Origin of the sequence: Epibacterium sp. MM17-32 (assembly GCF_022348205.1) — a bacterium.
GTDB lineage: Bacteria > Pseudomonadota > Alphaproteobacteria > Rhodobacterales > Rhodobacteraceae > Epibacterium.
The window spans coordinates 130,502-156,733 of record NZ_JAKRFC010000004.1; the positions used below are offsets into that span (position 1 = coordinate 130,502).

26 protein-coding genes are annotated in these 26,232 nt (G+C 65.1%); 9 read left to right on the top strand and 17 right to left on the bottom strand.

The features are described 5' to 3' along the window. Nucleotides 1-55 precede the first annotated feature (55 nt). The 5 genes from MHM88_RS08545 to MHM88_RS08565 form a co-directional block, all read right to left on the bottom strand. Complete coding sequence (locus MHM88_RS08545) at nt 56-1,072, bottom strand: GGDEF domain-containing protein (RefSeq protein WP_239323011.1); 1,017 nt, start codon at nt 1,070-1,072, stop codon at nt 56-58. Further along, nucleotides 1,069-1,656 (bottom strand): heme NO-binding domain-containing protein, encoded by a 588-nt coding sequence (locus tag MHM88_RS08550; RefSeq protein ID WP_239323010.1) that lies wholly within the window; start codon nt 1,654-1,656, stop codon nt 1,069-1,071. Before MHM88_RS08550 ends, MHM88_RS08545 begins: the two co-directional genes overlap by 4 nt. A gap of 401 nt (nt 1,657-2,057) precedes the next feature. Continuing rightward, a complete protein-coding gene (locus tag MHM88_RS08555) occupies nt 2,058-3,617 on the bottom strand; it encodes a trimethylamine methyltransferase family protein (RefSeq protein ID WP_239362974.1) in 1,560 nt (519 codons plus the stop codon). A 136-nt stretch (nt 3,618-3,753) separates the two neighbouring features. Next, on the bottom strand, nt 3,754-4,458 hold the full coding sequence (locus tag MHM88_RS08560) for an HAD family hydrolase (protein ID WP_239362986.1): 705 nt from the start codon (nt 4,456-4,458) through the stop codon (nt 3,754-3,756). Nucleotides 4,459-4,498: 40 nt separating this feature from the next. Then, nucleotides 4,499-4,783, bottom strand: coding sequence for a DUF3572 domain-containing protein (locus tag MHM88_RS08565; protein WP_239362988.1), 285 nt, complete (start codon nt 4,781-4,783; stop codon nt 4,499-4,501). A 115-nt stretch (nt 4,784-4,898) separates the two neighbouring features. Here MHM88_RS08565 and MHM88_RS08570 point away from each other — a divergent pair, with 115 nt between their 5' ends. Together MHM88_RS08570 and MHM88_RS08575 are read left to right on the top strand one after the other, a co-directional pair. Further along, nucleotides 4,899-6,311: a diguanylate cyclase gene (locus MHM88_RS08570; RefSeq protein WP_239363000.1), complete on the top strand. Its 1,413-nt coding sequence runs from the start codon at nt 4,899-4,901 to the stop codon at nt 6,309-6,311. A 173-nt stretch (nt 6,312-6,484) separates the two neighbouring features. Beyond that, on the top strand, nt 6,485-6,994 hold the full coding sequence (locus MHM88_RS08575) for an N-acetyltransferase (RefSeq protein WP_239363002.1): 510 nt from the start codon (nt 6,485-6,487) through the stop codon (nt 6,992-6,994). Between the two features lie 130 nt (nt 6,995-7,124). On the opposite strand, the gene MHM88_RS08580 is transcribed toward MHM88_RS08575, so the two are convergent. From MHM88_RS08580 to MHM88_RS08595, 4 genes are all read right to left on the bottom strand, one after another. Continuing rightward, nucleotides 7,125-7,676 carry a periplasmic heavy metal sensor gene (locus MHM88_RS08580; RefSeq protein ID WP_239323004.1) on the bottom strand — a complete coding sequence of 184 codons (552 nt, stop codon included), beginning with the start codon at nt 7,674-7,676 and terminating at the stop codon, nt 7,125-7,127. Continuing rightward, nucleotides 7,673-8,089, bottom strand: a complete 417-nt coding sequence (locus MHM88_RS08585; protein ID WP_239363004.1) for a hypothetical protein — start codon at nt 8,087-8,089, stop codon at nt 7,673-7,675. The genes MHM88_RS08580 and MHM88_RS08585 overlap by 4 nt, the downstream gene beginning before the upstream one ends. Further along, entirely contained in the window at nt 8,082-8,705 is a 624-nt protein-coding gene (locus tag MHM88_RS08590; protein ID WP_239363663.1) for an RNA polymerase sigma factor, read from the bottom strand. The genes MHM88_RS08585 and MHM88_RS08590 overlap by 8 nt, the downstream gene beginning before the upstream one ends. A 73-nt stretch (nt 8,706-8,778) precedes the next feature. Next, on the bottom strand, nt 8,779-9,276 hold the full coding sequence (locus MHM88_RS08595; protein WP_239363006.1) for an EF-hand domain-containing protein: 498 nt from the start codon (nt 9,274-9,276) through the stop codon (nt 8,779-8,781). Between the two features lie 267 nt (nt 9,277-9,543). Here MHM88_RS08595 and MHM88_RS08600 point away from each other — a divergent pair, with 267 nt between their 5' ends. Both MHM88_RS08600 and MHM88_RS08605 read left to right on the top strand, forming a co-directional pair. Next, nucleotides 9,544-9,963, top strand: coding sequence for a DUF983 domain-containing protein (locus tag MHM88_RS08600; protein ID WP_239323001.1), 420 nt, complete (start codon nt 9,544-9,546; stop codon nt 9,961-9,963). 328 nt (nt 9,964-10,291) lie between these two features. Then, entirely contained in the window at nt 10,292-11,047 is a 756-nt protein-coding gene (locus MHM88_RS08605; protein WP_370687473.1) for a DNA mismatch repair protein MutT, read from the top strand. Nucleotides 11,048-11,336: 289 nt separating this feature from the next. On the opposite strand, the gene MHM88_RS08610 is transcribed toward MHM88_RS08605, so the two are convergent. The 3 genes from MHM88_RS08610 to MHM88_RS08620 are packed head-to-tail and all read right to left on the bottom strand — an operon-like array spanning nt 11,337 to nt 13,531. Then, entirely contained in the window at nt 11,337-12,239 is a 903-nt protein-coding gene (locus MHM88_RS08610; protein ID WP_239363008.1) for a DMT family transporter, read from the bottom strand. 46 nt (nt 12,240-12,285) lie between these two features. Continuing rightward, nucleotides 12,286-13,308, bottom strand: a complete 1,023-nt coding sequence (locus tag MHM88_RS08615; RefSeq protein ID WP_239363011.1) for a fatty acid desaturase — start codon at nt 13,306-13,308, stop codon at nt 12,286-12,288. Beyond that, nucleotides 13,301-13,531 (bottom strand): DUF2061 domain-containing protein, encoded by a 231-nt coding sequence (locus MHM88_RS08620; protein WP_239363013.1) that lies wholly within the window; start codon nt 13,529-13,531, stop codon nt 13,301-13,303. The genes MHM88_RS08615 and MHM88_RS08620 overlap by 8 nt, the downstream gene beginning before the upstream one ends. A gap of 105 nt (nt 13,532-13,636) precedes the next feature. Between MHM88_RS08620 and MHM88_RS08625 the strand changes: the two genes are divergently transcribed. Continuing rightward, nucleotides 13,637-14,506, top strand: a complete 870-nt coding sequence (locus MHM88_RS08625; RefSeq protein ID WP_239363015.1) for a helix-turn-helix domain-containing protein — start codon at nt 13,637-13,639, stop codon at nt 14,504-14,506. An 18-nt stretch (nt 14,507-14,524) separates the two neighbouring features. Here MHM88_RS08625 and MHM88_RS08630 read toward each other — a convergent pair whose 3' ends face one another. Both MHM88_RS08630 and MHM88_RS08635 read right to left on the bottom strand, forming a co-directional pair. Continuing rightward, nucleotides 14,525-15,751, bottom strand: a complete 1,227-nt coding sequence (locus tag MHM88_RS08630; protein WP_239323118.1) for an MFS transporter — start codon at nt 15,749-15,751, stop codon at nt 14,525-14,527. A 239-nt stretch (nt 15,752-15,990) separates the two neighbouring features. Next, complete coding sequence (locus MHM88_RS08635) at nt 15,991-16,392, bottom strand: rhodanese-like domain-containing protein (RefSeq protein WP_239322996.1); 402 nt, start codon at nt 16,390-16,392, stop codon at nt 15,991-15,993. 171 nt (nt 16,393-16,563) lie between these two features. On the opposite strand from MHM88_RS08635, the gene MHM88_RS08640 reads away from it, so the two are divergent. Continuing rightward, on the top strand, nt 16,564-17,610 hold the full coding sequence (locus tag MHM88_RS08640) for an aldo/keto reductase (protein ID WP_239363027.1): 1,047 nt from the start codon (nt 16,564-16,566) through the stop codon (nt 17,608-17,610). Between the two features lie 77 nt (nt 17,611-17,687). Here the strand turns inward: MHM88_RS08640 and MHM88_RS08645 are convergent, their stop codons facing one another. After that, nucleotides 17,688-18,719 carry a GlxA family transcriptional regulator gene (locus MHM88_RS08645; protein WP_239363029.1) on the bottom strand — a complete coding sequence of 344 codons (1,032 nt, stop codon included), beginning with the start codon at nt 18,717-18,719 and terminating at the stop codon, nt 17,688-17,690. Nucleotides 18,720-18,853: 134 nt separating this feature from the next. Between MHM88_RS08645 and MHM88_RS08650 the strand changes: the two genes are divergently transcribed. Then, on the top strand, nt 18,854-19,771 hold the full coding sequence (locus tag MHM88_RS08650; RefSeq protein WP_239363032.1) for a 3-keto-5-aminohexanoate cleavage protein: 918 nt from the start codon (nt 18,854-18,856) through the stop codon (nt 19,769-19,771). A gap of 118 nt (nt 19,772-19,889) precedes the next feature. Beyond that, entirely contained in the window at nt 19,890-21,362 is a 1,473-nt protein-coding gene (locus MHM88_RS08655) for a carnitine 3-dehydrogenase (RefSeq protein ID WP_239363035.1), read from the top strand. Between the two features lie 332 nt (nt 21,363-21,694). Here the strand turns inward: MHM88_RS08655 and MHM88_RS08660 are convergent, their stop codons facing one another. Next, entirely contained in the window at nt 21,695-23,407 is a 1,713-nt protein-coding gene (locus tag MHM88_RS08660; RefSeq protein ID WP_239363037.1) for a flotillin family protein, read from the bottom strand. 61 nt (nt 23,408-23,468) lie between these two features. After that, nucleotides 23,469-24,221 carry an OB-fold-containig protein gene (locus MHM88_RS08665; RefSeq protein WP_239363039.1) on the bottom strand — a complete coding sequence of 251 codons (753 nt, stop codon included), beginning with the start codon at nt 24,219-24,221 and terminating at the stop codon, nt 23,469-23,471. Nucleotides 24,222-24,467: 246 nt separating this feature from the next. Here MHM88_RS08665 and metG point away from each other — a divergent pair, with 246 nt between their 5' ends. Then, nucleotides 24,468-26,189 carry a methionine--tRNA ligase gene (gene metG, locus MHM88_RS08670; RefSeq protein WP_239363051.1) on the top strand — a complete coding sequence of 574 codons (1,722 nt, stop codon included), beginning with the start codon at nt 24,468-24,470 and terminating at the stop codon, nt 26,187-26,189. The last annotated feature ends 43 nt before the right edge of the window (nt 26,190-26,232 follow it).

The following is a 26,232-nucleotide window of genomic DNA, read 5'->3' on the forward strand; positions in this document are numbered from 1 at the left end:
CCCGCAGCGTCATTGCGGACGGGCCAGAGACCTTGGCAGATTGGGATTGAACGGATCAGGCGGAGCGGCTGTCCGGCTCCACCATCTCCGTTTCCTGATGCGGGGTGTAGAACATGTGCTGCGCCTTGCCCGCCCGTTTGGCGGCATAGAGCGCCACATCGGACTGGTGCAGCAGCACGGCCGCATCTGGCTGCGCCATGGAGGTCGACAGGGTGGTGCCTGCCGAGGCCGAGATCTGGCAGCTCTCGGCACCGTATTGGATCGGCTCTTCGAGGCGGGTGATCAGGCGGCAGGCCAGATCGGACAGCCGCTTGCGATCCAGCAAGCCTTCGAAAATAATCACAAATTCATCGCCACCAACACGCACCACAGTGTCGGATTTGCGGGTGCACTCGACCATGATCGCCGCCACGCGCTGCAACACCGCATCGCCTGCCGCGTGGCCGTAGGTGTCGTTGACCTGCTTGAAGAAGTCGAGATCCACATGCATCAGCGCAAAATCGCGCCCGCCCAGGATCAGGCGGTTGAGCACATGATCCATGGCGCGGCGGTTCTTCAGCCCGGTCAGCGTGTCGGTAAAGGCCTGTTCCTCGGCCGCGATCTTGGCCCCTTGCAGGCGCAGGTTCAACTGGCGCGAGGCCTCCATCGCGGCGGATTTCGCCTCCACCAGATAGAGCATTTCGATGGTCAGGTCGGTGGGCGAGAAATCCTGGCTGGTCAGGTTGAAGTCACGCACCGCATCCAGCACCGAAATCCCGAACGACAGGTTGATAAAGGCCCCCTGCCCGTTTGGCAGCGGCACCAGCACGCCTTTCATTCGGGTGTGCGGCGCGGCGCGCAGCTGGAAATGCAGTTTGGTGCCCGCGGTTTCCATCAGATCCGAAATCGTCTTGATCCAGCGCGGGCGTTGCAGGTCCAGCACATCAAAGAAGGGCTTGCCGGTCCAGCTGTCCTCGCCCGAGAGCTTGTGCAGGGTCGGCCCGTGGCTGAGCACCTGACCCTCGGCGTCGATGATGACATGCATCGGGCACAGTTGGTTTGCAAACCCGGCGAGATCGTCAAAGCTCATCATAGTGTATGCGCTCCCAGATCAAAGGTCCGCCCCTCGGCAAATTCGCTCTCCACCAGGGTGATGGAGATCACATCCGCCCCGTCCTGGCTGCCGGATTGCTCCAGGAACACAAGGGCGCCGTAGTCATCGGCCATGGCGCGCAGCACGCCGGTCATCACCTGGGCATATCCGGGCACGCCGGGCTGACACAGCAGGTCGAATTGCCCCGGCGCCTGTTCGATCAGCTCCAGCCCCGGCAACCGCAGGTCCGACACCGCCAGCCGGGCGCGATCCGGCAGGTCATCCAGCGAGTGCAGGAAATCGACGTAGTTCACGCCGCCAAAGCGCAGCAGGCGGCGCAGGGCCTCGACCTGGGGGTTGGAGACCAGAAATGTCCCCACATCCTCCAGGATCTCGGGCAAGGGCCGTTCCAGATTCTGCTCCACGGCGCGCAGCATGCGCTCGGATTGCTCTTCCGAGTAGACAAGCATCGCTTCGAACTCGGTAAACCCAAGCCCGCTCGCGTCCATGATGTCCGTCCAGCGTCCTGTTCCATAGGTGCTGGAGACAAAGGCCTGGACAGCTCTGTTAATCAAACCGTGCATACGGTTGTTCCCTACTTCACCCTGACCCGATCCTAGGCGAGCATGCTTAAGAAAGGCCGAATAGCTAAAATTGAACCTGCATTTGAAACAGGGGAACCCCCCGGCATTGCCCCGCCCCTGCGCCGCCCCGCAGCGGTAATAGCCCGCTGGCCGGTGACCTGGCGCCACGGCTGTTGCATTCCCCTGCCTGCATGTTTTCCAGTTATGCCCTCTACAGCCTGCGTCGTAAATGATGCGTAAAGCTGCCGGGAGAGGTGCCCAAAAACTCGTATCCTGTCTTCGCGTTTGATCGTTACGCGGGCATCATAAGACAAGAAAACCGCCCGCTCCAACCGATTATTGGCTGGTGCGGGCGGCATTTTGCGGAAAACTGCCTGATTGACCGGAATCCGGACAGAACGTTAAAAATCCGTTGGCGCGCCGCCCTCGGCCTTGCGGCGCTCGACAAAGGCGGCGAGTTCCTCGCGGATGGCCGGATCCATCGGCGGCTCTTCGAATTCACCCAGAATCTGCTTGAACATCCCGTGGGCGCGTTCGGCGGTCCAGGTGGCGCCGGCAGCCTCCCAGGCCTCGTAGTTGCGCCAGTCGCTCAGGAACGGCTGGTAAAAGGCGGTGGCATAGCGGTCCTGGGTGTGCTGGATGCCGAAGAAATGGCCGTCGTTGCCGACCTCGCGGATCGCATCCAGCGCGATCTCGTCCGGGCCGGTGGCGTTGATCACCGGGTCCATGTAGCGCTGGATCATCTGCAGGACTTCGCAGTCCATGATGAACTTCTCCGGGCTGGCGATCAGCCCGCCCTCCAGCCAGCCCGCCGCGTGATAGACCATGTTGGTGCCCGACTGCACCGCCGCCCAGAGCGAATTGGAGGTCTCCCACATCGCCTGCCCGTCCGGCACATTGGCGGCACAGACCCCGGAGGAGCGCATCGGCAGGCCGTAAAAGCGTGCCATCTGGCCGGTCATCTGGGTGGAGCGCATGTATTCCGGGGTGCCAAAGGCCGGGGCGCCCGATTTCATGTCCACGTTGGAGGTAAAGGTGCCGATGGCGCAGGGCACGCCGGGGGCGACGTATTGGAACAGGGCGATCGCACAAAGCGATTCGGCCAGCGACTGCGCCACGGCGCCCGCCATGGTCACCGGCGCCATCGCGCCCGCCAGCGTGAAGGGCGACACGATCACCGGCTGGCCGCGCCGGATCAGCCGCAGCGAGCCGTCGATCATCGGCTCGTCATGTTTCAGCGGCGAGGTGGAGTTGATATTGGTATACATATGCGGCTTGGCGTCGAATTCCTCATGGCTGAGGCCGCCGGCGATGCGCACCATCTCCATCACATCCTCGACCCGCTCCTTGCCCAGCGAATAGGCATGCATCACCTTGTCAGTGAGGGTCAGCTTGTCATAGAGCACATCGAGGTGGCGCACCGAGGCATGCAGGTCCACCGGCTCCACCGGGTAGCCGCCGGCAAAGTGGATACAGTTGAAATACTGGGTCAGCTTCAACAGGTTGCGGCAGTGTTCGCGGGTGCCGGGGATTTTCTGGTTCAGCTCCATGTCCCAATAGTTGGGCGGCGAGGAGACATTGCCGAACAGCATCGTGGTGCCGCCGACATGGAGCGCTCGGTCGGGGTTGCGCGGCGTCAGGGTGAAGTCGCGCGGGGCCTTGGCCACCATCTCCATCACGAAGTCGCGGTCCATGCGGACCAGCTCGCCCTCGACCTTGACGCCGGCCTGCTTGAAGATCTCCAGCGCCTCGTCATTGAGGAACTGCACGCCGATTTCCTCGAGGATGCGCATGGCCCCATCATGGATGGCGGCGATGCCCTCTTCGGTCAGCGGCTCGATCGGACGGTCGATATTGGTCGGAGGGTTCCAGGGCATCTGCTCCAACGTGGCGGTGCCACGGCGTGCCGCCGCCCCCGCCCTGCCGCCACCGCGGCGTTTGCGTGCAACTGTCTCCGACATGATGCCCCCTGTGATGCCTGGTTTTCCGTTCCCTCTTACTGTGCCCCGGCGAGAACCAGACACACCTGTCCATTACCGACACGCGATGTCGCTTTCCCGCCTGTATATGCCGCGAAATTCAGGTCGCCGGGCGTCGTCAGGCGGGCTGGTCCCCTGCTGCCAGCCAGTCGGGGATATGGCCGATGTTCGGCAGCACCACATCCGCCAGGGGCGCGAGGTCCTCGGCACTGGCCATGCCGGTCAGCACCCCGATCGTGCGCATGCCGGCCGCGCGGCCCGCGATCAGGTCATGGCGGCTGTCGCCCACCATTGCGGTTTCCTCGGGGCGCACCCCCTGTGCGGCGCAGAAGGCCAGGAGCGGCTCCGGGTCGGGTTTGGCGCCATAGCCGCTGTCGGCACCGATCACCATGTGGAAGTGGTCGTAGACCCCGGACCGGGTCAGGTGGCGGCGTGCCGAATGCTCGCCGTCATTGGTCATCACCCCAAGCTTCAGCCCGCCTGTGCGCAGCGCCGCAAGATAGGGCGCCAGCGGCACCGCCTGCGCCAGCTCCGCCTCGGCGGCAGTGCGGATCAGGTAGTCGGCCAGCGTGACCCGGTCCATGTGGGGCACATGCGGCGCCAGCACCTCGGCCACCTCGTCATTGGTGCCGGCGATCACCAGGCTGTCGGGGCGAAACGCCGCCGTGGCAAGATCATAGCGCACCGCCGCGGCCATGGCGGACAGGCGCTGGTCGTCACCTGCGGCCAGATCGGTCAGCATGGCCTTGGCCCAGCCGTTCCAGGTCATGGCGAAGTCGAACAGCGTGCCGTCCTTGTCAAAGAGAAGCGCGGAGAGGGTCATGGGGCATCCTTGATCGGCCAATGTGATGCGCCTGCGCTTATCACGTCCAATGCACCTGTTCACCCCCGGGCAGCATCGCGCGTGCCTCGGTGAGGGCGGAATAGCCCACCTCCGCGCTGTCGCAGAAGGCCATCACCCAGGCGTCATCCATCAGCAGGAAATCGAGCACGGCACCGAAGAACGCCGGATCGTTGACCCGATCGCGCAGATCCGAGATCGACGCCCCGCTGGAGCCGAGGAACACCGGCAGCAGTTCATCGTTGCTGGCCAGCCAGCTCAGCGCTTTTAAGCCCAAAACCTCGGCGTGATCGGCGGAAATTGGCATATCGGCCTCCTTGTCGACACTTTTACGTCAATTTGCACTAACCCCGAAAGGGTTTGTTAACCAGTCTCATCAACACTCAAAATTAACTCATAGCCGAAAATGAAGGTGTTTCGCCGTGCAAGGCACGATCCTGGTCATAGATGGGGTTTCCACCAATCGCATCGTTCTGAAGGTGCAGCTGACGGCCGCCTGCTATCACGTATTGCAGGCGGACAGCCTGGCCAGCGCGCTGGCATTGGTGGCCGACAATCGCCCGGATCTGATCCTGACCGCGATGTCCCTGCCCGATGCCGATGCCGCCGGCATCAAGCGCGCGATGGCGCAGATCCCGCAGATGGCCAATGTGCCGGTCATCGCGCTGAGTGCGCAGAACGACCGGTCGACCCGGATCATGGCGCTCTCGGCCGGGATCGACGAGGTGCTGCCGCAGCCGGTGGACGACATGATCCTCCAGGCCCGCATCCGCAGCCTGTTGCGCATGCGGTTGCAGGACGAGGACCTGCATCTGCGCGAAGATGGCGTGCCGTCTTTCGTGATGCCGCTGAAAGAGGCAACCGGCACCGCCCCGCTGCCCCAGCCGACGGCCCGGGTCGCCCTGGTCTGCCATGATCTGGCGACGGCGCAGAAATGGCGCCACCGCCTGGCGGGCGAAGTCGACCACGACCTGCGGGCCTATACCGTCGACGCGATCCAGGATCTGATGCGCAACCCGGTGCCCGACGTGATCGTGATCGAGTTGAACGAGACCTGCGCCGGGCTGGCCCTGCGGCTGCTGGCGGATCTGCGGGCGCGGATCAGCACCCGCGACAGCGTGGTGATCGCGGTGCCCAACCCGGCCGATGCGATGATCGCGGCCGAGGCGCTTGATCGCGGTGCCCATGACGTCTTGCACTGCGGTTTTCAGGTCGACGAGCTGGCACTGCGGATCTCCAGCCAGCTGCAGCACAAGCACCGCGCCGAGGTGATCCGCGACAACCTGCGCAATGGTCTGCGCGCGGCGATGGAGGACCCGATGACCGGGCTCTATAACCGCCGCTATGCCAAACCCTTTCTGGAGCGGGTGGCCCAGGATGCACAGGACCGCGGCGAGAGTTTCGCGGTGATGATTGCCGACCTCGATCATTTCAAGCGGATCAACGACCAGCACGGTCACCCGGTCGGGGATGCGGTGCTGGTGGAGGCGGCCCGCCGCCTGAAGGCGGAGCTGCGCGGCGGCGACCTGCTGGCCCGGATCGGCGGCGAGGAGTTCCTGGTGGTGATGCCCGCCATTCACGCCGGTGACGCCGCCGCCATGGCCACCCGCCTGTGCAATGCCATCAACGCCAGCCCGTTTGCACTGCAGGGAGGCCCCCAGATCCCGGTCACCGTCAGCATTGGCGCAGTGGTCGGCGGCGGCGGGGGCGATGGCTGTCCGGACCTGGCGGTCGAGGAGCTCTTTGCGGCCGCCGACCGGGCGCTCTATGATGCCAAGAATGCGGGCCGCAACCGTACCGCGATCAAGGCGCCGCCGCGCACTGCCGCCGCCTGAGCCCGCAGGACCGCCCCCCCACCCCGCCGATCCGCCCGCCGCAACGGGCATCGGGGCGGAGACAGGACACACGGCGCCATATGCCGCGACCTGTTGGGGGGCGTGCATCGGATCCGTGCAGCGGGCCATATCCGCCGGTTGTCGAAACGCCGCCCGCCCGATAGCCTCGCGCCATGGCATTCACATTGGACACTCCAACCACGACCCAGGCCCGCCAGATTGCTGCAATCTGGGCGGCGGGGTGGCATGAGGCACATGGTGACATCGTTCCCGCGGAGCTGCGTGCCCTGCGCACGCCGCAGAGCTTTCACGACCGCAGCCTGAGCAACCTGGCGCTGACGCGGGTGGCCTGCGACGGCGCCGAGGTGCTTGGCTTCTGCATGGTCAAGGACGATGAAATCTACCAGATGTATGTCGCGCCCCAAGCGCGCGGTGCCGGCGTCGCCGCCGCCCTGATGCAGGACGGGGAAACCCGAATGCGCGAAGCCGGGCATCACCGGGCCTGGCTGGCCTGTGCCATTGGCAACACCCGCGCGGCCCGCTTTTACGAGAAATCGGGCTGGAGCCATGCCGGTCGGCAGGTGGTGGATCTGGAGACCGCTGAGGGCGCTTTTCCGCTGGAGATCTGGCGCTTTGAAAAACCGCTCGGCACCGGTGCCCCGCCGCTCGTCCCTGGTGCCTGATCGCCGATCCTGCCCCCCCCTGCGAGATGCGAGGCCGCCGGGCAGACGCCCGCTGAGATGAGGCGCATCCCCGTCACGGACCAGACGGCGCGCCCCTGACCGCCCCCGCATCGGGGCGCGCGGCGGTGCCTCAATCCGCGCGGGTGTCGCGCCCGGACGCAGCCCCGTCCTTGCCGCCCGGCTGGCGCGGTTTGCGGAACCGGGCGATGTGTTTTTCCACCCGATCGGCAAAGGCGGCGCGCTCTTGCGGGGTCATGGTCTCCAGCTCGGTGATCCAGGCCTCCTGCATGGCGCCGCGGAATTGCTGGATGGATTGCGCCTGTGCGTCGATCCGCGCCCGCAGCACCGCCACATCCAGCGGCTCCGCCCGGATCACGCCAAGCAGGTCGGTCAGTTCCGCGATGCGGCGTTCGACGATGTTGTCGAACGGCCCGTCCGCCAGCTGCCGCAGCGCCCGGCGCTGCTCCGGTTCAAAGCTGCGGTACATCACCGCGCCGATCGCCTCGGCGGCGGCGGGCGGCGGCGGCGCCTTGTGGCGGGGGCGACGGGGTCCGTCATCGCGCAGCGCTGCCCCGGCCACCAGCCCGACAACCGCCAGGTTGCCGGCGAGCGACAGGGCAAACACCGCCTTCAGCCAGCGCGGCATCCGGGACGAAGCTCTGGGGTCTGATGTCTGTGTCATTGCACATCCTCGGCCAGAACGCTGGCCAGATCGAAGGTTTCATAGGCCGCGTAATCGGCACTTACCGTAGCGGAGGCCGCGAGGCTGTCGAGCCCCGGCGCGCCCAACAGCGCCTCCGGCCCCGCCACGCCGATCCACAGCCCGGTACAGCTGGCCGCCACCAGGCCGCCCACCGCGGGCCATCCGCCGAGGGCGGCCAGAAGCAGGCCAAGCGGGCTCCGGTTGCGGTTGGCAGCGGCAGGTCCTGGCGGCGGCGTTGCCCGGAGCGCCTGTTCTGCCGCGGCGGCGGCGGTGATCGAGGACATCAGCCCGTCGGGCACCGCATCGGGACGTGTCGCACGCGCCTCTGCAAAGAGCGTTTCCAAGGTGTCGACGTCCTGCTGCTGGTTCTGGTGGTTCTCGCGATCAGCCATCTTGATACCCCAATTCCTCTCGACGACCGGCCAGAGCCTTGGCCAGTGTCCGTTTGCCGCGCGCGGTCAGGCTTTCCACGGCCTCCACGCTGATCTCCATGATCCCGGCGATCTCCGGGTTTGTCAGTTCCTCGATGTGGCGCAGCACCACCGCCTGTCGCTGCCGCTCCGGCAGGGTCATCAGCGCCGCCTGCAAGGCATCGTGGCGGGCGCTGTTCTGAAGCGTCTCCGCCGCGCCGGCAGCGGGGTCCGGCGGCTCGGGAATGGCATCGAGGTCCACATGACCGCCGCGCGCCTTGCGCTTGACGTCGATGCAGAGGTTCATCGTCACCCGGTAGAGCCAGGTCGATACCTGCGCCTCGCCCGGGCGCCAGTCCGGCGCGATCTTCCACAGGCGCAGCATCGCATCCTGGGTCACGTCCTCGGCCTCGGCGCGGCTGCCCAGTACCCGCGTTGCCACGCCCAGCACCCGGGGCGCATGGCGCCGGGTCAGTTCCGTGGCGGCGGCGGGATCGCCATTGGCATAGAGCACCAGCAAGGCGTCATCGCTGGCCGGCGCCTCTGCCGGCGCAGGCGCACGGGGGGCCGGTGCCGACGCAGCCCGTCCGAACCCCATCATGGATGCCCCCCCGGTATGGGGAGGCAGGTGTTTGACGGTCCGCATATGCAGTCTTGCGTCCGGATCCGACTTACTCCGCGTCTGCGCCGTGATCCCGTTTATCCGGGCCGCCACGGTGATGTTTCTTCTTCATCACGGCATTAAGGATCGCCTGCGCGGTATCGAACTCCGCCTTGGAGATCGTGCCGTTGCCGTCGGTGTCTGCCCGCTCCAGGATCCGTTGCGGCCCCCGGTGCTGCGGCATTTCCTCGGCGCTGAGCGCGCCATCGCCGTTTTCGTCGAACCGTTCGATCATAGCATCGGTGCGTTTGGCAATCCTTTCCTGCGCCCGGGTCGCCAATTCTTCGGCGCTGAGCAGCCCGTCCCCATCCGCATCGGCCGCCGCAAAGCGTTTCTGCCCCTGGGCGGCCAGTTCGGCCTGGCTCAGGGCGCCATCGCCATCGGCATCCAGCTGTTCAAAGGTCGGACGCTCGCGGGCGGGGCCAAAGCCGGGCTTGGCAACCGCAAGGGTCGCCGTGGCGGCGGTGGAGAGCGTCAGCAGAGTGGCAATCAGGATCTGTTTCTTCATCACATCGTTCCTTCTATCAGCCTCAGCAGCACCATGCTGCCCGATGTAGAAGTGAAACGGGCCACAGCCGTTTTCCGTCGCGGGGGGCGCATTTTTCTGTTGCGGCCGGTTTCGACGTGGCGTCACCTGCCCCCGCCGCGTCACCCGGTCACAGCGAAATACACCTGTGATTTGCATATTTGGTCCAATGTATTGAAACTGAGCATTGCCACAGAGGGAATTCTGCCCGGATTTCGATGCGGCTATTTAAGGTGACGGAGCTTCGAGATGACCCAGACGCACGGCCTCGCCCAGCAAGAGACGCTGACCGACGACCGCCCGACAAAACCCGCACTCTGGAACGGCTGGCGCCAGCGCTGCCCCAAATGCGGCGAGGGCAAGCTGTTGCACAGTTACCTGAAGGTGAATGACAGCTGCGCAAACTGCGGCGAAGAGTTTCACCACCATCGCGCCGACGACGGCCCCGCCTATCTGACCATTCTGGCTGTCGGCCACATCATGGCGCCCCTGATGCACTATATGGCGTTTGAATGGCGCCCCTCGCCCTGGGTGATGGCCTCGGTGTTCTCGGTCACCTGTATCGCCGCGTCGCTCTACCTGCTGCCGCGGCTGAAGGGTGTGGTGGTGGCCTATCAATGGGCAAAGCGCATGCACGGGTTCGACAAGGCCGCACGATCCGCCGGCTGATGCCGCATCGCTGACGCCCCCCCCCCCCGTGGCCCGCGGGCGTGCGCGCCCGGGGGCAAGACGGGACCCTCGGCGAGGGCATAGGCGCCTGCCCCGCCGCACGGCCGCTGCCCGCCCCGGGGCTGCGGGATCAGGTGCCGCCGACCCTGTTTCGCGGCGTCGTTTGATCAAAATCCGGCCCCCGCCCCTTTCCTTTCCCTGCCAAAGACAGGAAACTGCCGCCAGCCCCCGGCGGGCGCAGCATCGGCGCGACAGGACCCTTGGCCAGAATCGTTTGGGCCAGATTGCTTGGGCCGGTCGGGCCGGTGAGGACAGGAGGACCAAAGCCATGGCAGGCACCCCAGGCAATTCAGGCCGCGTGACCGGGCCGCACGGCGGCATGCCCGTGGACAAGGCCGCGATCCGCGACGCCGCCACAGTGATCGTGGTGCGCGACGGCGACAGCGACGATCCGCGGGTGCTGATGGGGCAGCGCGGGGCCAAGGCGGCCTTCATGCCCAACAAATTTGTCTTTCCCGGCGGGGCGATGGATCACGGCGACCGTCACATCCCGCTGGCGGCGGACATTCCGCCCCCCTGTCGGGAGCGGTTGCAAGCCGATGGCGGCGCCGAGGTCTGGCAGGCGCTCTGCGCGGCAGCGACGCGCGAATTGTGGGAGGAAACCGGGCTGATCCTGGGATGCCCCGGCACCTGGAGCGGAGAGGTGCCGCCCGACTGGCAGAGCTTTGCCGCCAGCGGCCATGTGCCGGATGCCTCCGCGCTCAGCTTCGTGTTCCGCGCCCTGACCCCGCCCGGCCGTCCGCGCCGCTTTGACGCGCGGTTCTTCCAGGTGGCCGCCGAAGCTCTGGTGGGGGACCTGGATGATTTTTCCCGCGCCTCGGACGAGCTGTCCCATCTCCAGTGGATTCCGCTCAGCCAGGTGCGGCGCTTTGATCTGCCGTTCATCACCGAAGTCGTGCTGGCGGAGGTCGCGGCCAACCTGCGCAGCGGCACCCGCCCCGAGACCACCCCTTATTTTCGCAACGACGACGAGGAAAGCCTGTTCCTGCAGTTGCACGGACGACCGATGGCGGGGCGGGATTGACCCAGCCGCGCGGGTCGCAACCACAGGCGTCCGGCGGCCTCGGCGGGCGGGGGGCGCTCCCGCGCCTTCGGCTGCACGCCCTTTGGGGCAAAGGGCGCACCGCCGGTCAGTCTTGGGCCGAGCAGCCAGCCCCTTTTGAAAAAAGGGGCTGGCTGCGGCACCGCGCGGGACGCGCGGTGCCGGGCCCAACGGGAGCACGGTGCCCCTTTGCAAAAAGGGGCGCAGATGCGACGGGCGGGAGCCCCCCGGGCGACACAGCGCCACGCGGATGCGGCCCGCCAGCGCCCGTTCAGATTGCCAGGATCAGGGCCAGGATCGACAAAACCAGCAGCCCCATGCCGAGGATCTCTCGCCGCGTCACCTCCTCGCGAAACACCAGCAGGGACGCCAGCAAAGACAACAGCAGCTCCACCTGCCCCAGCGCCTTGACATAGGCCGCGTTCTGCAACGTGAAGGCGAGAAACCAGCAGAAAGACCCGCCCATGCTGGTCAGCCCCACCCAGACCGCCACCCGACGTGCCGCCCAGACCCGTGCAATCTCGCCCGGGTCGCGCAGCGCCAGCCAGACCAGCATCATCACCGTCTGCAAGCAGACCACCACCGCCAGCGTCACCGCCGCGCGCAGGATCGCGTCCGGCTCCTGCAATTGTAGCGATGCACCCCGATAGCTGACCGCTGAAAATGCAAACAGCACCCCCGACCCCAGCCCCAGCACCGGGGCGCGGCCGCTCATCTGACGCCAGAGCCCCTTGGGGCCGTCCTTTGTCTTTGACAGGATCAGCACCGCGACCAGCCCGATCAGGATCGCCAGCCAACCCAATGCCGAGACCTCATCCCCCAGCACCACCAGCCCGACGATGGCGGTCTGGATCACTTCGGTTTTCTTGAAGGTGATGCCAACGGCAAAATTGCGTTGCTTGAACAGCGCCACCACGCAGACCGTCGCCAGGATCTGTGACAGCCCGCCGATGGTGGCAAAGCCCCAGAACCGCAGCGACAGCTCCGGCAGCTCCGCTTCCGTGCTGGCCACATAGGCCCAGAGCGCCAGCAGGATCACCGGCGCCGAATAGACAAACCGCGATAACGTCGCCCCCGCGGCGCTGAGGGTCACCGCGCTCAGCACCTTTTGCAGCATGAAGCGGATGGTCTGAAACGTGGCGGCGGCGAGGGTGACGGGGATCCAGAGCGGCATCGACGAACCTTGGTGGCAGACTATCACATGCCGCTCTTGTGCCCCCTTACTCCGGCGATTTCCAGAGCGGATGCGGCACCGGATCCTTGGCCCGCAGTGCAAACTGCCGGAACACGCTGGCATAGCTGGTCAACACATAGCCGTCATTCCGGGCCTGAAACCGGCTGCGATGACGCCGGTAGAGGGCCGGCAACCGGTGCCAGGCAACGCCGGGATAGAGATGGTGCACGATGTGGAGATTGTTGTTCAGGAACAGAAACCCCAGCACCAACCCCAACAGGCCGCGGCCTTCGACGATCGCGGTGCGGCCATGCATGTCCTCATGGGCGCGATGCTCCAGATAGGTGCGGATCTTCAGCAGCGCGAGGCCCATATAGGCCGCCCCCAGATAGGCCAGCACTGGCAGCGCCGACAGCGATACAACCCACAGGACCAAGGCAGCGCCCAGCGCATGCAGCGCCCAGTCGCGCAGGATGCCCGGTGTACCCCGGCGCATCAGCCGCCAGTCCGCTTGCATAAAGCTGATCTGCCCGATCACCGGCCCCAGCAGCATGCGCCCCAGCAGCGTGTTGTTGACCCGCAGCAGGCGCTGACGCCAGGCGGGCAGCTGCGCCCAGACCTCCGGGTCCTGGAAATTGCTCTCCGGATCGTCATAGGGATCGGTCAGATTCTCGTCCTGGTGATGCTGCAAATGGGTGTCACGAAAGCGGCCATAGGGCACCGCGAGGTTCAGCGGCAGGAACACCAGCGCTTCGTTCAGGCGGCGACTGCGGAAGGGATGACCATGCAGCACCTCGTGGCAGAGCGAGGAATGCAGCGCCACCGTGAGCCCCGCCAGCCCCACCGCCAACACGGTGGAAAGCTGCGCCAGACCAAACAGCGCCCCGGCCCAGACACAATAGCAGGCCACGATCAGCGCGAAGGTGCCCCATTCGGGATGCGCCGGCAGCGCGGCGCGCGCCGCAACATCCGCGGGATCGACCGCCTCGGCCGCCGCGTCCCCCGCCCCCTGTGCAAGCGGGTCGTTCAAAAGCGCGGCCAGTTGCTCTTCTTCGGTGAGGTCACGCATGGAGGTGGCCTCCGCTCTGATGGCCAAGCCGCCCCCAGGAAATGCGCGCCCAGACCCGCTCGTAGATCAGGTATGTGGCGAACCCCAGCGCTGTATTCACTGCGGCCATCATGCCGCCCGCGCTGACAGAGCCGGTGGCGAGAAATCCCACAAGCGTCATCGAGACCAGCCCGATCACATTCCATACGACAGCCTTCACGAGGGAGCGCCCACGCGTTTCCATATTGCCTCCTGATTTTTTGTGTGTGGTCACATTAGCAAGAGCCGAAGCTGTGCAGAATTCCGTATGTGATTAACAAAATCCATCAATGGTGATATAAGTCACCACATGAGGGAAAATATCGACAAACGCCTGCGCGCCACGCAGTTTCGGGACCGTCTCAATCGCGCCCTGCGCGACAGCGGCCTGAGCCAGAGCGCCCTGGCGCGGGAAACCGGTGTGGACCGGTCCACCATTTCACAGCTGTTGACCGACGAGGGCGCGCGCCTGCCCAACGCCCATGTGGTGGGTGCCTGTGCGGCGGTGCTCGGAGTTTCGGCGGATTGGCTCCTGAGCCTGTCGGACCGGCCGGAGAGCGCCGCCGAGCTGCTGGCCTCCTCGATCGCCATGACCGAAGCCCCCCGGGCGCTGGTGGACGAACGCATCTACGAGTGGCACCGGGAGGCGGCGGGCTACAAGATCCGCCACGTGCCCGCGACCCTGCCCGACATGCTGAAGACTCGCGCGGTGCTGGAATGGGAATACGCGCCGCATCTGGGGCGCACCGCCGATCAGGCCATCGGCGCCTCGCAGGACCGGTTGACCTGGATGCAGCAGGCGGGGTCGGATTACGAGATCGCCATGCCGATCTATGAGATCGACAGCTTTGCCAAGGGCGTGGGCTATTACGAGGGGCTGCCCGCAGAGATCCGGATCGAACAGCTGGAGCATCTGGAGCAGTTGACCACGCAGCTCTATCCCCGGCTGCGGATCTATCTCTATGATGCCAAGCGGCTCTATTCCTCGCCGCTGACCATATTCGGCCCGCTGTTGTGTGTGTTCTATGCCGGCAGCCACTATATGGCCTTTCGCGACCGAGAGCGGATCGAGACCTATACCGGCCATTTTGACCGGCTGGTGCGCGAGGCGGACATCACCGCCCGGCAGATGCCGCGCCGGGTGCGGGCGCTCAGGGCGCAGATCGGGGGGACGTCGTGACGCGGCGCACGGGGCGCCCTACTGCCGCCCCTCGCGCGCGCGTTTCAGCATCTTGCCGATGGTGAACGACGTGCGCGGCGCATAGACGTAGCGGGTGCGCTCCGTCGGGGTGGCGCGGCTGCGCATCCTTGCAAGGCCAAAGACGATCAGCCCCGCATGGCCCACGGCGATAAAGACAAACAGCGCCCCGGGGCCGAAGGCCTCGATCAGGGCCGAGGCCAGAAGCGGCGCGGCGATGGCGCCGCTGGCATAAAAGAACATCAAGGCCGCCGACAGCTCCACCCGTTCTTCGGAGGTGGCAAAGTCATTGGCGTGGGCGGCCGAGACCGAGAAGATCGGCACCGTGGTAAGCCCGAAAAAGGCCGCCGAGATCATGATCGCCAGGGTGCCGCCGCCGCTTGCCGGCAGGGTCACCGCGCAGGCCAGCATCGACACGCCCGAGAGCCAGATCAGCACCCAGCGGCGGTCGAATTTATCCGCAAGCCACCCCACCGGATATTGCGCCAGCGCGCCGCCCAGAACAAAGGCCGCGAGGAAAAAGGCGATCTGGTCGATCATCAGGCCGACCTCCTGGCCGTAGATCGGCCCCACCATCCGGAACGATGCGCCGCTGAGCGCCGAAACCAGGACACCGGCCACGCCAAGGGGCGAGCAGCGCCATGCCAGCCCGGGGCGCAGGCGCGGCGCAGAGGGCATCTTGGGCTGGCTGGCGCGGGTCATCATCAGCGGCAGCAACGTGGCACAGCACAGGATCGCCAACAGATTGTACGAGATGTAATTTGCGGGCGGCAGCACCGCGATCATCAGCTGCGCCGCCAGCGAGGCGCCGGTATCGGCAATCCGGTAGAGCCCCGAGGTCCGGCCCCGGTTTTCATTGGTGACCTTGGCGTTCAGCCAGGCCTCGATCACCGTGTAACAGCCCGCCACACAAAGGCCCGAGGCAATCCGCATCGCCGCCCAGGCATAGGGGTTGTCGGTGAGCGTATGCGCCAGCAGCCCCATTGCCCCAAGCGCCGTGCAGACCGCAAAGGCACGCGAATGCCCGACCCGCCCCATCAGCCGGGGCGTCCACCAGCAGCCGATGAAAAAGCCGAGGAAATGCGCCGAGCCCAAAAGACCGATCTGGCGGTTGTCGAACCCCATCGCCGCACCCGAGAGCGCATCCAGTGGCCCCACGCCCCCGGTAGAGAGCTGGAGCAGAATGACGGACAGAAAGAGGGCGGCAAAGGAGAGGATCGTGCGCATAACAGGCCCGACCATACGGATTCGTCCGGCCCGTGCAGTCGTGTTTTCGACGGGTGGGGTCGTTTTTCTGGCGCTGTGGCCAATCCGGCGCGGATGTGTCCCCTGCCCCGCGCGGCGCCAGCCGTCTCAGGCTACTTGGCACGGCGCCGGACGACACGGCGGGCATCGCACCTCCGCACCGCTGCGCATAAGACCGCGCGCCGGTCCGGCGGCGCGCGCCGCTGATGATGTCGCCGGAACTACCAGTGATAGGGCGACAGCGGACCTTGGGCGTCCATCCAGCCGTCCAGGCCCCCCTTGAGGCAATGCACATTCTGCAGCCCCATGGTCTCGGCCTGGTGCGTGCTCAGCGCCGAGCGCCAGCCGTTGTCGCAGTAGAAGATGAACATCTTGTCGCGGCCAAAGACCTCGCGCGCGAAGGGGCTGTCCTGGTCGAGCCAGAATTCCAGCAACCCGCGCGGGCAGGAATGCGCGCCGGGGATGACGCCGGTCTTTTCCAGCTCCCGATAGACGCGGAGATCGATGAATTCAGCGTCGCCCGCCTCTTGCAGCTGTTGGGCATCCGCGACCGGGACGAAGGAAATTTCGGCCTCTGCCTCTGCCACGAGATCCTGATGGGTCTTGGTGGAAATAAAAGTCATGCGTGCCTCCTTGGTCTGGAAGGGGATGCGAGAAGTATACCACGGCACACAACCTGAACGCGCAACAAAGCTACCAAATGGTTAATGTTTGGGCAGGTCGGGGGCATCTGCTTGCATCGCGTCCCCGGCGGGTTAGGGTCCGCGCGACACCGCATTGCAGGAGAACACGAGATGAAGATGAACCGGCTTGGCCGCACCGATATGATGGTCACGGATCTGTGCCTGGGCACCATGACCTATGGCACCCAGACCGATGAGGCGGATGCCCACGCGCAGATCGACATGGCGCTGGATGCGGGGATCAATTTCCTCGATACCGCAGAGATGTATCCGGTGAACCCGATCCGGCTGGAGACCCTGGGGCGCAGCGAGGAGATCATCGGCAGCTGGAATGAAAAGACCGGCCGGCGGGGAGAGTATATTCTTGCTACCAAACATTCCGGCGAGGGATCGGTCGCACGCGATGGCGCGCCGATCACGGCCCAGACCATCGGGGCAACGGTCGAGGCGTCTCTGAGGCGGCTGAAGACCGACTACATCGACCTCTATCAGTTCCACTGGCCCAACCGCGGCAGCTATATGTTCCGCAAGAACTGGACCTATGATCCGACCGCCTCAAGCTATGACCGCGCGCAGGTGATTGCGGATATGGAAGACTGTCTTGGCGCGCTGCAGGAGCAGGTCGACAAGGGCAACATCCGCGCCTTTGGCCTCTCGAACGAGAGCGCCTGGGGCACGGCACAATGGCTGCGTCTGGCCGAAGAGGGCAAAGGCCCGCGTGTGGCCTCGATCCAGAACGAATACTCCTTGCTGTGCCGTCTCTATGACACCGATCTGGCGGAACTGAGCCATTACGAGGATGTGGGGCTGTTGTCCTTCTCGCCCCTGGGGGCAGGCTATCTGACCGGCAAGTATCAGGGCGGTGCGGTGCCGGACGGGTCGCGCAAGTCGATCAACGCCACCATGGGCGGGCGTCAGTCGGATCGGGTGGAGGCTGCGGTGGCGGCCTATCTGGCGATTGCCGCCGATCACGGGCTTGATCCGGTGCATATGGCGCTGGCGTGGTGCCGGACACGGCCCTTTATGGCTTCCGCGATCTTTGGCGCGACGGATGTGGACCAGCTGGCGCATATCCTGGAGGGTGCGGATCTGGAGCTGGCGCCGGAGGTTCTGGCCGAGATCGACCATGCCCATCGCGCCCATCCGATGCCTTATTAGGCGACGGGAGGGGGCGCTGCCCCCTCTTGCCCCGAGGGGCAATTCACCCCCGAGATATTTATGAAAAGCTGAAGGGGCTAGTTGGTGCTGTGGCTGGCGTGGCTGTTGGCCTGCAGCGCCGGATAGCTTGCGAAGGCCGTCTCTGCCCCGCTCTGCCGGAGTTCACGCGCCGACAGGCCATGGGCGGTGCGGAAGGCGCGGGCGAAGGTGGATTGCGAGGTGAAGCCGGTGGCCACTGCAATCTCCATCAGGGGCAGGTTGGTGTCGGTGACCAGACGGCGAGCCTCGGCCAGGCGCAGTTGCAGGTAGTGGTCCTGCGGCGTCGTGTTCAGGCGCAGGCGGAATTGCTGTTGCAGGCTGCGCGGGCTGGTGCCCAGCACCTCGGCGATTTCCGCCAGGGGTTTGGGATCGTCCAGCGCCGCTTCCATGATCGCATTGGCCTTGGCGGTGAGGGCGTTGTGTTTGTGGTGCCCGAGACGGCTTTGTCCGCGCTGGGGCGCGGAGATGCCGTCGTAAAGGAACAGCCCGGCAACGCGTGAGGCAAAGCCGTGGCCGTGGCGCGCGCCGATGATGTGCAGCATCATCTCGATCGCGGGCGTCGCCCCGCCGGAGGTCATGCGGCCCTCGGAGACGGTGAAACGATCTGTGCGACAGTGAATATCGGGAAAGCGGGCGGAGAAGTTTTCCAAGTCTTCCCAGTGGGTGGTGGCGGCATGACCGTCCAGCAGCCCGGCTTCGGCCAGGAGCCAGGGCCCGCCGTCGATGCCCGCAAGGGTGGCGCCAGTGCCTGCAATGCGGCGCAGACCGGCCAGCAGGCTTGGGGTGGCGTGGCGGGCCAGTTGGAACCCGGCCACCACGATCAGCAGATCACAGCCATCCAGCCGCGCCAGCGGTGTGGTGGGCACGGTGAGGCCGGAGGTGAGCATCGGTGGCTCGGCAGTGGCGCTGATATAGTCCCAGTCAAAGGCCGCGCGTCCGGCCAGTCGGTTGGCGGCACGCATCGGGTCCACCGCTGCGGCAAAGGAGAGTGTGTTACACTCATCCATCACCAGAACGGCGGTCTTGAGGGGGCGGTTCTCCGGCTGGAGGATGTTTTTTGCGGATTTCATCAACTTCGATTCGCTTCGCGTAAACTCTTGCCGGCAAGGCTGAGCCAGAGTCAGGATCAGCGCAAATTGGAATCCGGGGAGAAGCCTGGGGATAACCCGTGGCACAACCCTGTACATCAGAGGGAAAATCAAAAATGCCGCTTTCCATGAACCGCGAGGTCTTTATCACCTGTGCCGTGACCGGCTCCGGAGGGACGCAGGATCGCAGCCCGCATGTGCCCCGCTCGCCCAAGGAAATCGCCGACAGCGCCATTGCTGCCGCCAAGGCAGGGGCGGCAATTGTACATTGTCATGTGCGCGATCCCGAAACCGGCGCGCCCTCGCGCGACCTTGGGCTCTATCGCGAAGTCACCGACCGTATCCGCGACAGCGACACCGATGTGGTGCTGAACCTGACCGCCGGCATGGGCGGCGACATCACCTTTGGCGGGGTGGAAAGCCCGCTGCCGGTGAATGCGGCGGGCACCGACATGATCGGCGCCAGCGAACGGGTGGCGCATGTGGCCGAATGTCTGCCGGAGATCTGCACGCTGGATTGCGGCACCATGAACTTTGCCGAGGCCGATTACGTGATGACCAATACGCCCGGCATGTTGCAGGCGATGGGCAAGATGATGACGGATCTGGGGGTGAAGCCGGAAATCGAGGCCTTTGACACCGGCCATCTGTGGTATGCCAAGCAGCTGGTGAAGGATGGCGTCCTTGAGGCGAACGCGCTGGTGCAGCTGTGCATGGGGGTGCCCTGGGGCGCGCCGAATGATCTCAATACCTTTATGGCGATGGTCAACAATGTGCCTGCCGACTGGAACTGGTCGGCGTTCTCGCTGGGCCGCGATCAGATGGCCTATGTGGCGGCCTCGGTGCTGGCGGGCGGCAATGTGCGTGTGGGGCTGGAGGACAACCTCTACCTCGACAAGGGCGTGCTGGCGGAGAACTGGCAGCTGGTGGAGCGTGCAGGCAGCATCATCTCCAACCTCGGTGCCCGGGTGATTTCCCCGGCCGAGGTGCGCACGCGGCTCGGGCTGACCAAGCAAGCGCCCGTCGCGAAATAATCGGAGGTCGAGGAAGGGGGAGCGCCGGTCTGGCCCGTCGAGGGCCAGGCCGGCGCGGATCCTGGCCGCAGGCCAGGACCCCCGCTCAACTGCACCCTTTTGTATTGAGGACAACGAGATGAAAACAGCAGCAATCATCGGCGGCGGTGTGATCGGCGGCGGCTGGGCGGCGCGCTTCCTTCTGAACGGGTGGGACGTGCGTGTCTTCGACCCCGACCCGGAGGCGGAGCGCAAGATCGCCGAGGTGATGGAGAACGCCCGCCGCGCCCTGCCGGGCTTGGGCAATGTCGCCCTGCCGCCCGAGGGCACGATGACCTTTCACGACACCATCGAGGCAGCCGTTGAGGGCGTCGACTGGGTGCAGGAAAGCGTGCCGGAGCGGCTGGATCTGAAGCAGAAGGTTTACGGCGAATTGCAGGCGCATGTGCCGCCCGGCGCGGTGATCGGCTCCTCGACCTCCGGCTACAAACCCTCGCAATTGCAGGAGGGGTTCACCAACGCCGCGCAGATCCTGGTCGCGCACCCGTTCAACCCGGTCTACCTGATGCCGCTGGTTGAGGTGGTCACCACCGAGGCGAACAGCCCGGAGATCATCGCCAAGGCCAAGGAGATCGTCAGCGGGATCGGCATGTATCCCTTGCACCTAAAGAAGGAAATCGACGCCCATGTGGCGGATCGCTTTCTCGAGGCGGTCTGGCGCGAGGCGCTCTGGCTGGTCAAGGACGGCATCGCCACCACCGAGGAGATCGACAACGCCATCCGCTATGGCTTTGGCATCCGCTGGGCGCAGATGGGCCTGTTCGAGACCTATCGCGTCGCGGGCGGCGAAGCCGGGATGAAGCATTTCATGGCCCAGTTCGGCCCGGCGCTCAGCTGGCCCTGGACCAAGCTGATGGATGTGCCGGACTACAATGACGCGCTGGTGGACCTGATCGCCGGTCAGTCCGACGCGCAGTCCGGCCATCACTCGATCCGCGAGCTGGAGCGCATCCGCGACGACAACCTCGTGGGCATGATGCGCGCGCTGGGCGCCAACGACTGGGGCGCGGGCGCGCTTCAGAACGCACATGATGCGGCGCGTATGCAGGAGGCGGGACTGGCGCGCAGCATGGATGACCTTGCCGATCTCGCGCAGCCGATCCTGACCCAAAATCGCACCGTGCCACTCGATTGGACCGACTACAACGGCCATATGACCGAGAGCCGCTATCTCGACGCTTTTGCGCAATCGACTGACCGGCTGATGGAGATCATCGGCTGTGACGCCGACTATATCGCCTCTGGCGGCAGCTATTTCACCGCCGAGACCCACATCCGCCATATCGACGAGGTGCACGCGGGTCACCCGATCCAGGTGAAGACCCGGGTCATCATGGGTGCGGGCAAGAAAATGCACCTCTGGCACGAGATGTATGAGGGCGACCGGTTGCTGGCGACGGGGGAGCATATGCTCTTGCATGTGGACCTGAAGACCCGTCGCTCCGCCCCGCCCGCGGCACAGATCGAGGCCAATCTGACGAAGATCGCCGCGGCACATGCCGCCCTGCCCGCGCCCGAGGGGCTGGGCCGCGCCATTGGTGCGCCTCGGTGAGCAAACCTGCCCGGGCGCGTCCGGCTTCGGACGCGCCCGGGCCACTCCCTGCGCCGACGCACCCAAGTGTGCCGTATGAGAGCGGCGTTTGTGAGGTTGCCTGAGGCGGGGGCCAACACCCGGACAGTCAGAGGCACCACGGGTATCAGGGCCCAGGCCGTCAATCTCCATGACATGGCGCGGGCGGACGCAACCGCAACACCTCGCATGTCTCCGCCGTCGACGCCAAAGCGGCGCAACGCGGTGTGCCGGCTGTGGATCAGATAGGAAGGGCCAGCCCGTGGCTGGCCCTTCCTGATGTCTCAGCGTATCCGTGCACAGGACCTCAGTGCTCAGTGCACCTCTGAGGCCTTCGCCGCATCGGTGGCCTCCGGATCGGACGCGACGTCGGCGGCGACTTCGGGGGCGATGTCAGTGCCGTCCAGCATGCCATTCACCACGCCGGACACGCCGTCCTCCATGGAAATGCCCAGCTCACGCCCCAGCGTTTTCAGCGCGGGCATCTGCACCGCCATGCCCATGATGGAATCCAGCGCCTGATTGACCACGGGTTTGTCGCCAGAGGTCCCGGCACCTGCGCCTGCGCTGCTGTAGGCCGCGCCGCCGCCCACGCCACCGACCTGATGGATCTTGATCGAGTCGATTTTCTCCGCCGGTTTCACCATCTCGGCAATGATCGAGGGCATCGCCTCGATGCGGGCGAGGTCAACCTTCATGCGCACCAGTTCCGGCGAGAGCGCATTGTCGGCCTCGACCAGCGCGCGTTTCCCTTCGGCCTCCGCCAGCATGTCGTTCTTCTTGGCCTCCGCGCGAATGTTGAGCGCATCGGCCTCGGCCTGGGCTTCCTCGCGGCGGGCTTCGGCGCGGTCGGCGGCGGCTTCTTTTTCGGCCTGAGCGGCCAGACGAATGCCGGTGGCCTGACGTTCCGCCTCGCGCGCGGCCTCGATCAGAACAATCTGCTTTTGACGCTCGGCCTCGGCCACCTGACGGGCGGTTGCCACGGCTTCGGTTGCTTTGGTGGCTTCGGCGCGGGCCAGATCCGCCGAGGCACGGGCGCGGCTTTCTTCCTCAGATTTCTGCGCGATGATGACCTGACGTTCCTGCTCGGCCACCTCAAGCTCGCGCTCCTTGGTGATCTCGGCCTCGCGGATCTTGCGCTCGCGCTCGATCTCGGCAGAGCGGATGGCTTCCTCTCGGGCGATGCGGGCGCGTTCGGTTTCACGCACCGAGTCCTCGGTCCGGGCGGCGATTTCCGCCTCCTGCGCCACGCGCATGGTTTCCACCTGCTGCATCTGTTCGATACGGGCCTGCTGTTCGTCCTGATCGATCAGCAGTTTCTGGCGTTCCCCTTCCATCGCGGCACGGCGCACGGCGACCTCCGCCTCCGCATCGATCTGGGCGCGTTCTTTTTTCGAGGTGGCGATCACCTCGGCCAGTTTGCGCATCCCCACCGCGTTGAAAGCGTTGTTTTCATCCAGCGCTTCAAACGGCGTCTGGTCGAGTGCCGTGAGCGAGACAGATTCCAGCGACAGACCGTTTTTCAACAGATCCTCGGAGACCGCATTCTGCACCTCCTGCACAAAGTCGGCGCGGTTTTCATGCAGCCCGTCCATGGTCATCTGTGCGGCCACCGCGCGCAGACCGTCGATGAGCTTGCCTTCGATCATCTCACGCAGCTGTTCCACATCAAAGGTCCGGTCGCCCAATGTCTGTGCGGCGCGCGAGATGCCTTCTTCGGTGGCCATCACCGAGACGTAGAATTCCACGCCCACATCGACCCGCATGCGGTCCTGAGTGATCAGCGCAGCCTCACCCGAACGCTGCACCTCCAGACGCAGGGTCTTCATGTTGACGGGGCTGATTTCATGCAGCAACGGGATCACAATGGTTCCGCCGTCCATGATGACCTTTTTGCCGCCAGAGCCGGTCTTCACCAGGCTCACCTCGCGGGTGGCGCGGCGGTAGAGTCGCCCCAGAACAAGCCCGATCAGGGCCACAAAAATCAATATGGTGATCACGCTCACCAGCAGGAATGAAAAGTCCATCCCAAACCTCCTTCAGGTCAAAGTTACGTTTAAATTCAAGGTGGGGCTGCCCCCGCGCGGCTCAGTCAGAGAGCGGCACGAGAACATATCGTTCGGCGCGGCGGTCACGGATCACCAGCACCTCGGTGCCTTGGGCAATCTGCTCCTGATCGCTCAGGGGTTCGGCGCGCAGGTAATGGGCGTTGCCAAAACGGTCCATGACGCGGACCTCGGCAGGGCGCCCGCGCGAGGCGGTGCCTTGGGTGATGGTGCCACGGCGGCGGCCGAGAGACCCTTCGGACAGGGCTTCGGTCTTGGTCTGCGGCAACAGCCGCGCAAAGACCGCGCCGAAGCCACGCGCAAACCACAGGGCCAGGATACCGGCGGGAATTGCGACCAGCCCAGCCGGGGCAAAGATCTGGAACAGATCCCGGAGGCTGAGTTGCAAGGCCATGCCCGACAGGCCAAAGGCCATCAACGCAGAGCCGAGCCAGATCAGAAAGGGCATGCGCCCGATGCCGAGCCAGCTGAGCACGCCGCCGCCGCCGGACACCTCTGGCGCGGTTGCGGGGGCTTCCGCCTCCAGCCCTTCCAGCCCGTCGATGTCGAGCCCATCCAGGTCAACGCCATCCAGCGCGTCCAGATCGACACCGCCAATATCGAGATCCGCGTCCAGTTCCACACCGCCGGGACCCTCCAGATCGGCGTCGCTGTCCCCGGCCAGAAGGCTGCCCCCGAGCAGCAATGCCAGAACTTCCATCCCCACCAAACCAAGCAAAAGCGCCAGCGCCATGGTGAAAGGGGCAAAGGCCCCATCGAGAAGAAGATCTGTCATCCGTATATAAAATCCAATTTGTATGCCATTGTATGCAATCTATATGTTCACGCACCCGTGAGGATTCAAGGGATTGGGGTTCAAAATCGCCCTCAACCTCCTGCAAGCGCCCTTGGGGGTCAAGGTGAAGAGCGCCGCCGGCGCAGCAGATTTGCCGCTTTCTTCGCATCGCCGGATCACATGGGGTTTTCGTACCTTCCCGCATGGGATAGACGAGCGGCCAGACAAGCGACGTGGATGGACGATATGGCCCGAATTCTCATCACCTCGGCACTGCCCTATATCAATGGGATCAAGCACCTCGGCAACCTCGTGGGAAGCCAGCTGCCTGCCGATCTCTATGCCCGCTACAACCGGGGGCGCGGTCATGAGGTGATGTTCCTCTGCGCCACCGACGAACACGGCACCCCCGCCGAACTGGCCGCAGCCAAGGCGGGCAAACCCGTGGCCGACTATTGCGCCGAGATGCACGAGGTTCAGGCCGACATCGCCAAGCGGTTTGGCCTGTCGTTTGACCATTATGGCCGCTCCTCCAGCCCGCAGAACCACGCGTTGACCCAGCATTTCGCGGGCAAGCTGGAAGAGGCCGGGCTGATCACCGAAGTGTCGGAAAAGCAGGTCTATTCCAACGCCGATGGTCGCTTCCTGCCCGACCGCTATATCGAGGGCACCTGCCCCAACTGCGGGTTCGAGAAGGCGCGCGGCGATCAGTGCGAGGAATGCACCAAGCAGCTCGATCCGACCGACCTCATCAACCCGCGCTCGGCGATTTCCGGGTCTACCGACCTTGAGGTGCGCGAGACCAAGCACCTGTTCCTGCGCCAATCCGCAATGCGCGACCAACTGGACCAGTGGATCGACTCCAAGACCGACTGGCCGGTGCTGACCACCTCGATCGCCAAGAAATGGCTGCATGACGGTGACGGTTTGCAGGACCGGGGCATCACCCGTGACCTCGACTGGGGCATCGCGGTCAAAAAAGGCACCGAGGACTGGCCCGGCATGGAAGGAAAGGTCTTCTACGTCTGGTTCGACGCGCCGATCGAATATATCGCCGCCGCCGGCGAATGGGCTGAGGCACACGGAAAATCGGATGCGGACTGGGAGCGCTGGTGGCGCACCGACAAGGGCGCGGATGATGTGAAATACGTCCAGTTCATGGGCAAGGACAACGTCCCCTTCCACACCCTGTCCTTCCCCGCGACCCTGCTGGGATCGGGCGAGCCGTGGAAGATGGTGGATCACCTCAAGTCGTTCAACTACCTGAACTATGATGGCGGTCAGTTCTCCACCTCGCAGGGGCGTGGTGTGTTCATGGATCAGGCGCTGGAGATCCTGCCGTCGGATTACTGGCGCTGGTGGCTGCTGTCCCATGCCCCCGAAAGCTCTGATGCGGAGTTCACATGGGAGAACTTCCAGCAATCGGTGAACAAGGATCTGGCGGATGTGCTTGGCAATTTTGTCTCGCGCATCACCAAGTTCTGCCGCTCGAAATTTGGCGAGCAGGTGCCCGAGGGGGGCGCATGGGGCGAGCAGGAACAGGCCCTCATTGAGGAGCTCTCCACCCGCATCGGCGCCTATGAGCGCCACATGGAAGCGATGGAAGTGCGCAAGTCAGCGCAAGAGCTGCGCGCGATCTGGGTTGCGGGCAATGAATACCTGCAATCTGCCGCGCCGTGGTCGGTGTTCAAGGAAGACCCCGAGCGCGCCGCTGGTCAGGTGCGTCTGGGTCTCAACCTGATCCGCCTCTATGCGGTGCTGTCAGCCCCCTTCATCCCCGATGCCTCTGATCGCCTGTTTGAGGCATTGGGCACCGAGGATCGCGACTGGCCCGAAGACGTCGCCGCAGCACTCGCCGCCCTGCCCGCAGGCCATGCCTTTACCGTGCCGGAGGTGCTCTTTGCCAAGATCACCGACGAGCAGCGCGAAGAATGGCAGGCGCGGTTTGCCGGCGGACGCGACGCCTAAGCCCCGGACATATTTGCAGAAAACAACGAAGAGGCCGCCCTGT

What these genes read in the sequence shown, in the direction of transcription:
- MHM88_RS08545 (WP_239323011.1), bottom strand. Translation starts at nt 1,072, where the DNA reads ATGATGAGCTTTGACGATCTCGCCGGGTTTGCAAACCAACTGTGCCCG.
- MHM88_RS08550 (WP_239323010.1), bottom strand. Translation starts at nt 1,656, where the DNA reads ATGCACGGTTTGATTAACAGAGCTGTCCAGGCCTTTGTCTCCAGCACC.
- MHM88_RS08555 (WP_239362974.1), bottom strand. Translation starts at nt 3,617, where the DNA reads ATGTCGGAGACAGTTGCACGCAAACGCCGCGGTGGCGGCAGGGCGGGG.
- MHM88_RS08560 (WP_239362986.1), bottom strand. Translation starts at nt 4,458, where the DNA reads ATGACCCTCTCCGCGCTTCTCTTTGACAAGGACGGCACGCTGTTCGAC.
- MHM88_RS08565 (WP_239362988.1), bottom strand. Translation starts at nt 4,783, where the DNA reads ATGCCAATTTCCGCCGATCACGCCGAGGTTTTGGGCTTAAAAGCGCTG.
- MHM88_RS08575 (WP_239363002.1), top strand. Translation starts at nt 6,485, where the DNA reads ATGGCATTCACATTGGACACTCCAACCACGACCCAGGCCCGCCAGATT.
- MHM88_RS08580 (WP_239323004.1), bottom strand. Translation starts at nt 7,676, where the DNA reads ATGACACAGACATCAGACCCCAGAGCTTCGTCCCGGATGCCGCGCTGG.
- MHM88_RS08585 (WP_239363004.1), bottom strand. Translation starts at nt 8,089, where the DNA reads ATGGCTGATCGCGAGAACCACCAGAACCAGCAGCAGGACGTCGACACC.
- MHM88_RS08590 (WP_239363663.1), bottom strand. Translation starts at nt 8,705, where the DNA reads ATGGGGTTCGGACGGGCTGCGTCGGCACCGGCCCCCCGTGCGCCTGCG.
- MHM88_RS08595 (WP_239363006.1), bottom strand. Translation starts at nt 9,276, where the DNA reads ATGAAGAAACAGATCCTGATTGCCACTCTGCTGACGCTCTCCACCGCC.
- MHM88_RS08600 (WP_239323001.1), top strand. Translation starts at nt 9,544, where the DNA reads ATGACCCAGACGCACGGCCTCGCCCAGCAAGAGACGCTGACCGACGAC.
- MHM88_RS08605 (WP_370687473.1), top strand. Translation starts at nt 10,292, where the DNA reads ATGGCAGGCACCCCAGGCAATTCAGGCCGCGTGACCGGGCCGCACGGC.
- MHM88_RS08610 (WP_239363008.1), bottom strand. Translation starts at nt 12,239, where the DNA reads ATGCCGCTCTGGATCCCCGTCACCCTCGCCGCCGCCACGTTTCAGACC.
- MHM88_RS08615 (WP_239363011.1), bottom strand. Translation starts at nt 13,308, where the DNA reads ATGCGTGACCTCACCGAAGAAGAGCAACTGGCCGCGCTTTTGAACGAC.
- MHM88_RS08620 (WP_239363013.1), bottom strand. Translation starts at nt 13,531, where the DNA reads ATGGAAACGCGTGGGCGCTCCCTCGTGAAGGCTGTCGTATGGAATGTG.
- MHM88_RS08625 (WP_239363015.1), top strand. Translation starts at nt 13,637, where the DNA reads ATGAGGGAAAATATCGACAAACGCCTGCGCGCCACGCAGTTTCGGGAC.
- MHM88_RS08630 (WP_239323118.1), bottom strand. Translation starts at nt 15,751, where the DNA reads ATGCGCACGATCCTCTCCTTTGCCGCCCTCTTTCTGTCCGTCATTCTG.
- MHM88_RS08635 (WP_239322996.1), bottom strand. Translation starts at nt 16,392, where the DNA reads ATGACTTTTATTTCCACCAAGACCCATCAGGATCTCGTGGCAGAGGCA.
- MHM88_RS08640 (WP_239363027.1), top strand. Translation starts at nt 16,564, where the DNA reads ATGAAGATGAACCGGCTTGGCCGCACCGATATGATGGTCACGGATCTG.
- MHM88_RS08645 (WP_239363029.1), bottom strand. Translation starts at nt 18,719, where the DNA reads ATGAAATCCGCAAAAAACATCCTCCAGCCGGAGAACCGCCCCCTCAAG.
- MHM88_RS08650 (WP_239363032.1), top strand. Translation starts at nt 18,854, where the DNA reads ATGCCGCTTTCCATGAACCGCGAGGTCTTTATCACCTGTGCCGTGACC.
- MHM88_RS08655 (WP_239363035.1), top strand. Translation starts at nt 19,890, where the DNA reads ATGAAAACAGCAGCAATCATCGGCGGCGGTGTGATCGGCGGCGGCTGG.
- MHM88_RS08660 (WP_239363037.1), bottom strand. Translation starts at nt 23,407, where the DNA reads ATGGACTTTTCATTCCTGCTGGTGAGCGTGATCACCATATTGATTTTT.
- MHM88_RS08665 (WP_239363039.1), bottom strand. Translation starts at nt 24,221, where the DNA reads ATGACAGATCTTCTTCTCGATGGGGCCTTTGCCCCTTTCACCATGGCG.
- metG (WP_239363051.1), top strand. Translation starts at nt 24,468, where the DNA reads ATGGCCCGAATTCTCATCACCTCGGCACTGCCCTATATCAATGGGATC.